This window comes from Cryobacterium sp. RTC2.1 (assembly GCF_035018685.1).
Lineage (GTDB): Bacteria > Actinomycetota > Actinomycetes > Actinomycetales > Microbacteriaceae > Cryobacterium > Cryobacterium glucosi.
This window is the reverse complement of sequence record NZ_JASJXJ010000131.1, coordinates 1-11,542: the sequence shown is the minus strand read 5'-3', so window position 1 is coordinate 11,542 and position 11,542 is coordinate 1. Positions and strand designations below refer to the sequence as shown.

Here is an 11,542-nt window from a genome sequence, read left to right as displayed (position 1 = left end):
CGGGCGCCGGCTTCTTCAGCATCGTCGGCCTCCTGTCCGAGGCGATGGGCCTCTCCGGCTGACATTCCGTAGGGTTCGCGGGCGCGCAGGCGCCCCGGCTACCCGATGCTGTCGGTGTCCGCCGGGATCGCAGGCAGGCCGAGCAGCACCCGCAGCTGGGCGTCGGTGAGCGCCACCCACGGGGAGGCGTCCGGATTCTCGGCAGCGGCATCCGGGCTGTCGCCCTGGGTCCACCACTTCGCCTCGAAGGCGCCGGTGTCGAAGAGCACCCGCTGGCCCTTGGTGTAGATCGTCGTGCCGGACCACTCCGGGAAGCTGCCCGCCGGGAGCGTCAGCGTCGGCACCGGCGTCTCGCCGGCGAGCACCGGCCCGATCAGCCGCCACGGCGTCTCGGACGCCTGCAGCACCGGGTTGTCCGGCAGGTCGCCCTGGGTCCAGTATTTCGCCGCGTAGACGTTGTGGTGCCAGACGACCCGGGTGCCCTTCGGGTACGCGATCGTGACCGACCAGATCCGGTACGGGCTCGTCGCGGGATCGTCCGTGGCGGCGGGGTTCTCCGTCGCGACGCCGGTCGCTTGCGCGGTCGAACTGTCGCCGGCGCTCGCGGCCGCGCTTCCCGTGAACGAAGCACCGAGAACGTCCGCGAACAGCACGGAACCCTGCTCGACGCCGCTGCACGAGTCGGAGACCTGCTTCACGTCAGGATAGTTCGCCCCGCAGCTCGCATCGCGGTTGAGCGACCACATCGACATGCGGCCGACGCCGTTCGCGAGCGCGAAGCTGTTGAGCGCCACGGCGTCGGCGAGGGTGAAGATCTCGCCGGGCACGTCGTTCTGCCCGATCATCGCGGTCGCGCCGAGCTTGTTCCAGAGCGTCTTCGACCCGAGCGGCTGGCCCACCCGGCGGTAGAGCGTGGACAGCTGGCCGTGGGCGGCCTGCAGGGCGCTTGTCGCGGCATCCGCCATCGACTGCCCGGCGGCGCGGGAGGAGCCGAAGTCCATGGTCATTAGGTTCACGCCGCTGAGGTTGACGCCGGCCGTCAGCAACTGGGTGACCGCGTTCGTCCCGTCCTCGGTGAGGCCGTCCGGGGTCGTCGGCAGGGTGAGCCAGATCGCGAGCGGGGCAGCGGATGCCGCAGCGGCCTTCTGCAGGGCGGCGAGCGCCACACCGCGGCGCGCCCCGACATCCACGTCAGTGAGGTTCGCGCCCTCGAGGTCCAGATCGATGGTGCTCGGCTTGTAGCGCTCGATCACCGAGGCATACGCGGCCTGGAGCGCTGCGGGGTCGGTGCAGGCGACGGACAGCTCCTGGTTGATCGCCCCGCCGAACGACACGATCACGTCGCCGCCCTGCTGGGTGCGCCGCGCCACGCGCCGGTCGAGGTCGAGATCGCTCTCGGCTGCGGCCATCGTGTAGAAGGTGCCCCAGGTCGGAGTGCAGGCGTCCGTTGGGTCGGCGACGATGAAGGAGAGCACGACGTTGTCGCCGGCGGCGGAGGCGGGATTCTCGAAGGCGAGGCTCGGCGTGGCCGTGACGTCGACGTAACCGGCCATCCACGGCTTGGCGCTCACGGATGCGGCGTCCGCGATCTGGTTCCAGCCCTGGAACCCGGCGAAGACCAGGCAGCCGGCGACGACGAAGACACCGATCAGTCGCACGACCGACAGCCGGCGACCGGGAAAACGTGTGGACATCTGACTCCAAGTCCTCACGTGGATTATTGCAGTGATCGGGAGCACTCTCCGCGCCTAGACTGTGGGGACCGTGACCCCGAGGTCGTTGAACCGGGTGCGCGCGCGGGGACGAACCGGATCATTCTGCGGTTCCTGCTCGTCTCAGGATAGGAAACAGGCACGTGGCGACACCGGAATCAACAACGCAGCGGGATGCCCCGGTGCGGCGGGGGCGGAAACGTCGGCACCAGCGGCATCCGCTGGGGAAGCGACCGAGACCCAGCGGGCGCGTCGCCGGCAATGGGGATCGGAGCGGCGCAGCGAACCACTGTCGATCGTGCACCCGCGGCCCAGCACACGTGCGATCCTCTGGGCGCGCGTCGCCATCATCGCGACGGTCGTCTTCTGGGCTTACTACCTGCTCACGACCATCGTGCGCCTGTTCGTCGACACCCCGCGCCCGGACTTCACATTCACCATGGAGGCGATCGGGTATGCGGTCGTGGTCACGTTCCTGACCTTCTCGGCACTGATGTATCTCGTCGCGCGACTCGGTTCGATGTATCGCTATCAGAGCCATGTCCGGGTGCCGCGCGGCGAACTCGACCGGCATTTCGGCAACTACCGGCAGGGGATCACCGTGCTGGTGCCCTCGTACGCCGAGGAGACGCACGTCGTCCGCGCCACGCTGTGGTCCGCGGCGCTGCAGGAATTCCCCGAGCTGCGGATCGTCCTGCTCCTCGACGACGCACCGTACCCGACCGACCCGGAGACCCTCCGCGTGCTCGAAGCGACCCGGGCGCTCGCCGGGGAGATCGGCGAACTGCTCGCGGTGCCCGCCGGACGGTTCCAGCGCAGCGTTGAACGCAGGCTCGACCGGTTCCTGGACGACCCGCAGGTGACGGCGGCGGATGTCCGTGACCTCGCGTCCGACTACGCCGCCGCCGCGGACTGGCTCGAGGAGATGGCCGGGCAGGAGGAGGTCCACGACCATGTCGACGAGTTCTTCGTCGACCAGGTCATCATGGGCCTGGCCAGGGAGCTGCGCCTCAGCCTGCTCGCACTCGAGGCGGCGGCCGAGGGCGCCGACTTCCCCGACGCGGACCAGATCGTGACGCTGTCATTGCGCCTGGCGCGGATCTTCACCACCCGGCTCGACTACTTCGAACGCAAGAAATACGCCTCCCTCTCGCACGAGGCGAACAAGGCGATGAACCTCAACTCGTACATCGGACTGATGGGCACGTCTTGGGTGACGGACCACACGGCAGAAGGCACCGTGCTGCGTGCCGCCGTCGGCGAGACCGTCGGCGACTTCACCGTGCCGGACACGACCTACCTGCTCACCCTCGACGCGGACTCCCTGCTGCTGCGGGACTACTGCGTGCGTCTCGTCTACCTGCTCGAGGAGCCGGAGAACGCCCGGGTCGCCGTCACGCAGACGCCGTACTCCTCATTCCACGGGGCCCCGACCCGCATCGAGCGGGTGGCGGGCGCGTCGACCGACCTGCAGCACATGCTGCACCAGGGCATGACCTACTACAACGCGACGTTCTGGGTCGGCGCGAACGCCGTCATCCGCAAGAAGGCCATCGAGGACATCGTCGAAGTGGAGGAGGTCGGCGGGTTCGAGATCCGCACCTACATCCAGGACCGCACCGTGATCGAGGACACCGAGTCGAGCATCGACCTCGGCAGCCACGGCTGGACCCTCGTCAACTACCCCGAACGCCTGAGCTACAGCGCCACGCCGCCGGACTTCGGTTCGCTCATCGTGCAGCGCCGCCGCTGGGCCAACGGCGGCCTGCTCATCCTGCCGAAGTTCTGGGACCAGCTCAGGGAGCGTCGATTCCGCCGCGAGCGGGTTCGCTGGAGCGAGGTCTTCCTCCGTACTAACTACATGGCCTCGATCGCCTGGTCGAGTTTCGGGCTCGTGTTCCTGCTGGCATTCCCCTACGACAGCCGGCTGCTCAGCCCCTTCGTCTTCCTCGCGGCCCTGCCGTACTTCCTCGCGATGGGCAGCGACCTGCGCGAGGCCGGCCATCGCTTCAGCGACGTGTTCCGCATCTACGGCTTCAACCTCGTGCTGCTCCCGGTCAACCTCGCCGGCGTGCTCAAGTCTTTCCAGCAGATGTTGTCGGCCGAGAAGATCCCGTTCGTGCGCACCCCGAAGGTGCTGAACCGCACGGCCGCGCCCGCGCTCTACGTGATCGTTCCCTACCTGATCGTGGCGTTCTCGCTACTGACCCTGTACCGGGACATCAACCAACAGAACGTCGGAAATGCCATCTTCGCGGCGTTCAACGCGGTGGCGACCGGTGCGGCGATACTGATGTACATCGGCCTGTGGAACTCGGTCGTCGACGTCTGGCTGGGCCTGCTCAACTTCCTCTACGTCGATGTGAAGAAGCCGAAGCAGCCAGCGGGGTCCCGGATCGACCCGGGCGCGCCGGTCGACTGGCAGGGCATCCTCTACCACGGGGACCGGCGGCTCAACCGGGACAGCCGCACCTCCAGGGACCGACGTCACCGGATCGGCGTGCGCTAGGCATCCACCGCCCGTCGGGCAAGCGCCTGCTCCGGTCACGCCCGCTTCTGTCACGCCCGGCCGGTGGCCGGTCTCCCGGCCCGCCCTAGAGTCCGGCCGACGCCGCGGCGCGCCGCCGAGCCGCCGCAGTGATCTCCCGGCTCGTCCAGGTGACGAGGTGGTCACTGTTGAAGCCGCGCCCGCACAGCCCGCAGGCGAGGGCGCGCGTCGGCCTCCGGTACCGGTAGTGGATATGGCCGGCCGGGCAGACGCCCACCCACGGGGCGAGCTCGTTGGCGATCTCGCCGTCGTGCGTGCGCTTGCCGTCGTAGCCCAGGTCGCGGGCGATGGACCTCCACTTCGGGCCGTGGCCGGCGCGCGGGCCGGCGAGCGCGTGCCCGACCTCGTGCAGCAGGATCTGGTGCACGTCGTCGTCCTCGTACCGAGAGGCGAGGTAACGCGAGATCGTGATGCGTTTCGCCGTGAAGTTGCACAGCCCGGCGCGTTTCTTGGCGTTGTCGAACGCGAAGGTCCAGCCGGCGTCGAGGTGCAGGTCGATGAGCGCTTCGGCCCAGCGCCGCACGCGGGTGAGGTCCGCCATCAGGGCGCCGCCGCAAATCGGGCGGGCTCATTCGCTCGCTGCGCCACCCGAATGCCACGCGCCAGGGGCGTGGTCTGCTCCACTCGAACCGAGTAGAGCTTGTCGTCGCCGTCGGCTCGGATGCCGCGGCCGTCCGTGTTGTTCGTCACAAACCACAGTGTGCCATCCGGGCCGGGCACCACGTCACGCAGCCGGCCGTAGGTGTTGACAAACCACGCGCTCGCCGCGCCTGTTGAGGAGTCGACCCGCCAGAGTCGTTCGCCCCGCAGCGCCGCGAGGAACAGAGTGTCCCCGATGATCGCGAGCCCGCTCGGACTGGCCTCGGACGTGCGCCACTGCACGACCGGGTCGGTGTACCGCGGGTCGTGCGCGATGCCTTCGGCGTCCGGCCAGCCATAGTCGGCTCCCGGCGTGATCAGGTTGAGTTCGTCCCACGTCGACTGCCCGAACTCGCTCGCCCACAGCCGGCCGCGCGAATCCCAGGCGATGCCCTGCGGATTCCGGTGCCCATATGAGTAGACGAGCGTCCCGAACGGATTGTCCGGCGGCACGGCGCCGGTCGGCGTCATCCGGAGAATCTTCCCACCGAGCGACCCGAGGTCCTGCGCGGCGGCGGTGTTCCCGGCGTCGCCGGTCGTCGCATAGAGCATTCCGTCCGGCCCGAAGCGGATGCGCCCGCCATCGTGATTGCCTGCCCGCGGGATCCCCGAGAGCACCGGTTCGGAGCTCCCGAGCGTGAGGCTTCCGAGGGTGCCGGTGAGCGGCATCCGCACGATCTGGTTGGAGGTGGTGCCGGTGAAATACGCGTACACCCAGCCCCCGGGTCCCGCGCTGGGGGCCCCGACGGCCGCGGCCGAGTCGGCGAGGTAGGCGAGGCCGAGCAGCCCGCCCTCGCCGCGCGCGACGACACCGGGAACCGTGCCGGCATCGCGGAGTCCGCCGGACAGCAGCTCGCGCACGCGTGCGGTGCCCCGTTCACTGATCAGGGTGCCGCCGCCGGGCAGGCGAAGGATCGACCACGGCACCTCGAGGCCCGAGGCGAGGACGACGGGGTCACCGACCGGCTCGACCGGCCCCACGCCCTCACCGGGGCCCTGGCCGGGTCCGGCGTTCGGGTCGCCCGGTTGCGCCCCGTGGTCAGGACTCGGCACACCGGTCGAACCCGGGGATGGCGTCGCGGGCGACGGCCCCGACGATGCGGATGCCGCCGCGGGCGTTCCTAGCGCGTCGGAGGTGCACGCCACCAGTACCGGGGCGATCAGCGTGACCACTGCGAGCACGGCCAGGTGCCGGACCACCCGGCCGGCATGGTGCGCCGAACGCCGGGCATGCCGCACTCCACGCGGCTGCGTCGGCGGGAGTGCGCATCCCTGTGCCGGCTCGTGCGGCGGCATCCACTCGTCCACTGCGACCTCCCGACTCCTCCTGCACCGGCCCGCTGCCGCGGGGCCTGCCCTACCGTGTGCCCGCGCATCCGGAACAGTGGGGGAACCGGCTACGCCCGTTCCCCCAGAATGCCCCCGTCCACCGACATCGACCACCGGGTTGCCGCAGCGTCCTCCGCGTGGTCCGTTCCCGCGACTGCCGTCGCGACTGTTTGCGCAGCCCGCTCCCACATCGCGGGCGCGGCTTGCGGAAACCGACGCGGGCGCGAGCACGCGCCAGGGGGGTTAGCGGCCCTGGCCCCGCTCGGCGATGATGGACTCGACGACCGCGACGGCGACGAGAGACCCTTCGAGCTGCTCGACGGATGCCCCGGCCTTCTCCCGCAGGAACACGGCGGCGGTGAGGTCGGTGAGGGCCCCCTCGAGGTCGCCCTGCTCGAACAGGACCTTCCCGCGGTTCTCCCGCGCGAACGCCGCAACCGCGCTCCACTCGTGCGTCTCGGCCTCGAGAACGCAGTGGGTGAGCTCGCTCGCGGCCTCATCGAGCTTGCCCTGGAACTGCATCACCTGGGCCCGGCGGATGCGGCTGGCCGCGAGTTCCTCCCGGGATCCGGTGAACCGGGCCTGGCGCAGGGCGGCGTTGGCCATGTCGAAGGCCTCGTCGAGGCGTCCGATCAGGCGCAGCAGCGCGATCTTCTCGTTGAGCGCGGACAGGCTGCGCAACTCGCCGAGTTCGTCGAGGCGCTGCCCGGCGGCGAGCAGGTCGACTTTTTCACGGAGGGTGACGGCGTCGTAACCAATGATGATGGGCAGGGTGTAGTCCAGAGGCAAGGGCGGCCGGGTGTGCCGCGGACGATCGGGTTCCCTAACAGGATATCCCGACCATGCCGCGGCGACACCCGTACGGGGGTGTGCCGGCGAACTTTCCGGCCCGGCCCCGGTCCGCTCGCCGCACCCCGCTAGTACCCCGTGTACGTGTCCTTGACGTAGGAGTCGACTCCCTCGGCCATGCACGCCTTCATCGACGCCTCGTAGCTGCTCCAGTTCGTCTTTGCGTCCGAGCCGTACATGCTGAGGTTCTCGCCGAACGATCCGACGACATTCATGAACGTTCCCACGTCACTCGTCACCGCCCCGATCGGCACCGCGCCGCTGTACCCCGTTTTCGCGGCGATCCGGGTCTGGAGGTCGGCCTTGGCGGCGTTGAAGATGTCCTCGGCCGTCGCGTTCGGGCCGAGCCCCGCGCCGGCGCCCAGCGTGGGTGTCGCGCTGTTCGAGGACGGCAGGGTGAGGATCTCGCCCTTGCCGTTCGCCCAGTCGTTGAGGCACTTCGTCGCGAGCATCGCGAGGTCGACCTGTGCCTGGATGACCGTTCCGGCCTTGTCGATCGCGTCGGCGACCGCACCACCGGCTCCCGCGGCCCTGAGGCCGGCTGCCGCGAGTTTCAGCCCGACGGCGGCGACCTTGGCGACCATCAACTGGGCGAGGGACACCCCCGTCGCGACGGTGATCACGGCGGCGAGCATGCGTTGGCTGATCGAACTGAACCAGTTGCCGACCTTCTCGCGGGTGCTGTAGCGGTGAATCTTGGCCTCGACGTAGCGGTCCCTGTCCATGATCACCCACGCGGTCTGGTCCCTCGACGCGTCGGCGTAGTCCCAGCCGTCGAAGCGGTTGCCTTCGATGTCCTCGGCCTGCAGCTGCACCGTGGTGCCGCGCGTGTACCGGTTGCCGGCCCCTCCCGGGCAGTTGCCGGGCGTGGTCGCCGACAGGTCCTTCCCGGAGATCGTGTAGCAGATGATCGTCAGGTCGAGGGTGTTCGGGCCGGAGACGTTGCCCTGGGCATCCACCACGCGTGTCGGGCCGGTGCCGTCGGTGCTTCCCCCCACCGAGTAGGTGTACTGCCCGGCAACGGTCACGGCGGTGGTCACGGTGCGGCCGGGGCGCGAATAGAGAGGCGGGCATCCGCCGTCGTCGACGACGATCTTCTTGGCGGTCTCCGGGTCGAGGGCGGATGCCTGGCCCGAATCGTCGATGACCCGAACGTTCAGCCCGATCGGTGCGCAGTACTCGAGGCGATAGCTGCCGCCGCCGTAGACCTTGGCGCGACCTTCGAAGAAGCCCTGGGAGGTGCCGAACTCCGCCATTTCGTCCAGGCCCGAGGCGTTGACCATGCTCGTGATCGGCACGAGATTGGGGGACCCGGCGATGGCGGCAGGCAGCAGGTAGCCGGCCTGGCCCCGGGGCAGTTCGCCGGCGCGTTCGCAATAACTCTCGTCGGCTGACAGGGGAGCGATCATGTAGGAGCCGCCCTGCGGGAGGCTCACGATGGGTGGCTTGCAGCTCGCGTTGTACCAGCCGGCGGTCAGCGTGATGGCGCTGTTCACCCGGGCGAGGTCGATCGTCGTTCCCCCGGACGTCCCCGGGTTGCCGTTCCAGACGACACCCTGTTCGGTGCTGCTGCTCCAGCGCACCGATGCGGTGTTGCCGGTGTAGCCCCGCCAGCCCATGATGCCGTACTCCGGCTGGGTCGTGGTCAGGGACAGGCGTCCCGTTGCAACCATCGAGTCTGTGGTGGTGACCACGTGGTAGCCGCCGAGTGCGCTGTTGCTGGTCGTGGTCGTGGATGCGACGTCGCCGCACTGCGTGAGGGGTCCGTCCTTCGCCCACGTGGCACCGGCGGGCTCGCCCGTGCGCGCGGCGAAGTAGTCGCGGATCGCTTTCGAGACGACGGTGACCGTCACGCACTTGACCATGCTGAACTGGGCTCCGACCTGGAACCTGTCCTCCCACGGCACGGTGAGTTGTGTCGTGGCGGTGGTGGCAGCGCTCGTGAGCAGCTTTCCGGTCGGAGCCGCCAGCAGCGTCGTCGCGGTGTTGTCGCGCGACGAGCCGCCGAGCCATGAACCGAACGCGGCGGTGGGCTTCGCGGTGGCCACGACGGTGATCTTCGTTCCCGGAACGTATCCGGCCTCGCCGCCGACGGTGCAGGCTCCGGACGAGGGCTTCAGGCCCCAGCTGGTGGACGGCCGATCGGCGGCTGTCACCGCGACGCTGCCGCCCTCGGTAACGGGGAGGTCGACCACCGTGCAGGCCTTGACGCGGAACGTGGCGGCGACCGCGCGATCGGCGGTCATCGCCACCTGGGCGGAGTACGGGCCGGTGAGGGTCGCTCCGGTGAGGGTGTCGAGCTCCAATTCGGATTGGGTGTGTTCTTCGGAGAGGTTGGCGGGAACGAGCGTCAGGTCCACGATGGTGCCCGCTGCATAGCGGGAGAAGCCGGTCTTCTGGTCGGCCAGCTCCTGCGCGGTGGACCCGTACGGACTGGCGCAGTTCGGCCGGGTATTCGCGCGCGCCCAGCCCTGCGCGTAGGGGTCGAGCAGGCCCCAGTCCACCGTGGGGGTCAGCTTCAGGGTGAAGCAGGTCGGCGCGTAGTGCTCGGTGTAGCCGACGCGGATGAATCCGGTCACGACGAACAGGAAGGATCGTCCCTGCGAAAGACGCATCGAGCCGTCGATCGTCCAGCTGTCGACGGCGTAGTCGGGATGTGCGTATGCCGTGGCGCGCAGCAGGCTGCCGGTGACGACGCCGAGCTTGTCGTCACCGCAGCGCACGGAGTTGCTGTAGTCGATGGTTCCGAAGACGATCGGGTATACGCACAGCCTGGCGTCGGCCGTTCCGCTCACGACGGCGCCGGGGGCGTCGTCTCGCGAGATGAAGGTGACTGTGTACTCGGTGCTGACGGGTGCCGACTGGGCGGTCGTCACCGGGGTGAGCGTGCAGCTGCCCGCGAGCGCGGGCCCGTTGCATCCGACGCCGGGGAGGTCGAAGTACACCCGGCCGACGGCGGCGGCACCGGTCGTCGTAGTGGTCCAGCTGGCGGTGATCGGCTCGCCGTATACCCACTCGTCGGGGGTCGGGGAGAACGTCACCGCGAGGTCCGTGCCCCGGGCTGACGCGGTGAATTGCGTCACGCTGTGCGACGCTTCGTTGTCGGCGTCGCCGTCGTAGTGCGCGTACAGGGTGTTCTCGCCCATCCGCACGGATGCCCCGGGCAGGGTGCATGCGCCGGTCCCGTCTGCGGCGCAGAGGGTGTCGTTCGAACCGGTGAGGATGATCGTGCCGGTGGGCGCGGGGCTGGTCTGGGAGCCGGCCTGCAGCACCCGGGCGGAGACCGGGAGGGCGTCGCCCGCGCGAGCCCCGTCCGGGACGACCACCGCGACGCTCGTGGCGCGTTTGTCCACGGTGCCCGTCAGGTCCGCGGTCGCGGCGCTCGTGTCGACACCGTCACCCGGTGTGGACGCGGACAGGGCGAGGGACCCTGCGTGCAGGGTGGGGACCGCGACCGTGCCGCGGAAGAACCCGGTGGCGCCGCTGCGGATCAGGCTCAGGGGGTAGTCGGTGCCCAGCACGGTGACCGTGGCCGGCACCGAACGGGAGGACCCCGTCAGGGTGCCGCTCGGCTCGGCCGTGACCGTGACCGTGAGGCTGTCGCCGACCGTGACCGGCTGAACGGCCAGGGACAGGTCGGTCGTGGGCGCGCTGACCGCGAGGTCGAGGACCGGGCTCGACGTGGAGGCCCGCAACGGCCCGTACTCGACGCTCGCATGCACGGCCAGAGTGCCTCCGCGGAGGTTGGCGACGGTCACCGTTCCGCTCAGTCCCTCAGGGGACCCGAACAGTTGCGTGGTGCCGATGACCGTGCCGGTGGCGTCCAGGAGATCCGCTCGTGTGCCGGCGGCGAGTCCCGTCGACGAGAAGGAGAGCCAGGCGGCCGTGATGGTCAGCTCGACGGACGCGCCGGCGACGAGCGCTGCGCCGGGGTCGGTCCGGGAGACCGTGAGCTGGGGGACGGGAACCGGCTGCACGGTCGTGACGGCAGGGTCCGAAGCGGCAGGCGCCAGTTCGCTCGCCGCGGTGAAGGTGACCACCGCACGGATGCCGTGGGCCCCGGCGACGAGCAGGGTGGGGGCCGCGGTGCCGTGGCCTGCCGTGTCGAGGGTGATCGTGCCGAGGTCGCTGACCGTCGCATCCGGGGCCGTCGCCGTGAGGTTCACCTGGGTCACGAGGTCGAGCGGAACGCCGCTGAGGTCGACCGTCACCGGGAAGGCGGTGCCGAGCGGCGCCGAGGCGGGGGCGCCGACGGTGATGACAGGGGTGTAGTTCCGTAGCGCGGAGACCGGCACCACGTCGGTGCGCGTGGCATAGAGGCCGTCGCCGGTGTACTCGGCGCGGAGCACGGGGTGCGCACCGGGTGCGGACAGCCGCAGGGTGACCGAGCCGTCTGCCAGGTTGCCCGTGGCGAGGATGCCGCCGGAGGCATCCAGGATGCGGATGCCGCCGGTCGGCACCGAAC

The 11,542-nt window shown here is 69.9% G+C and carries 6 protein-coding genes; 1 reads left to right on the top strand and 5 read right to left on the bottom strand.

Annotated features, from left to right (window positions below):
• Positions 1–98 precede the first annotated feature (98 nt).
• A complete protein-coding gene (locus QN357_RS14590) occupies positions 99–1,694 on the bottom strand; it encodes a glycosyl hydrolase family 18 protein (protein ID WP_322136568.1) in 1,596 nt (531 codons plus the stop codon).
• A 511-nt stretch (positions 1,695–2,205) separates the two neighbouring features.
• Here QN357_RS14590 and QN357_RS14585 point away from each other — a divergent pair.
• Positions 2,206–4,221, top strand: coding sequence for a glycosyltransferase family 2 protein (locus QN357_RS14585; RefSeq protein ID WP_416172970.1), 2,016 nt, complete (start codon positions 2,206–2,208; stop codon positions 4,219–4,221).
• 85 nt (positions 4,222–4,306) lie between these two features.
• Here QN357_RS14585 and QN357_RS14580 read toward each other — a convergent pair whose 3' ends face one another.
• From QN357_RS14580 to QN357_RS14565, 4 genes are all read right to left on the bottom strand, one after another.
• On the bottom strand, positions 4,307–4,801 hold the full coding sequence (locus tag QN357_RS14580; protein WP_322136567.1) for a SprT-like domain-containing protein: 495 nt from the start codon (positions 4,799–4,801) through the stop codon (positions 4,307–4,309).
• Positions 4,801–6,207: a PQQ-dependent sugar dehydrogenase gene (locus tag QN357_RS14575; RefSeq protein ID WP_322189280.1), complete on the bottom strand. Its 1,407-nt coding sequence runs from the start codon at positions 6,205–6,207 to the stop codon at positions 4,801–4,803. Before QN357_RS14575 ends, QN357_RS14580 begins: the two co-directional genes overlap by 1 nt.
• A 264-nt stretch (positions 6,208–6,471) precedes the next feature.
• On the bottom strand, positions 6,472–7,017 hold the full coding sequence (locus QN357_RS14570; RefSeq protein WP_322136565.1) for a hypothetical protein: 546 nt from the start codon (positions 7,015–7,017) through the stop codon (positions 6,472–6,474).
• 128 nt (positions 7,018–7,145) lie between these two features.
• The coding region (locus QN357_RS14565; RefSeq protein ID WP_323505101.1) for a hypothetical protein at positions 7,146–11,542 on the bottom strand (4,397 nt) is incomplete at its 5' end.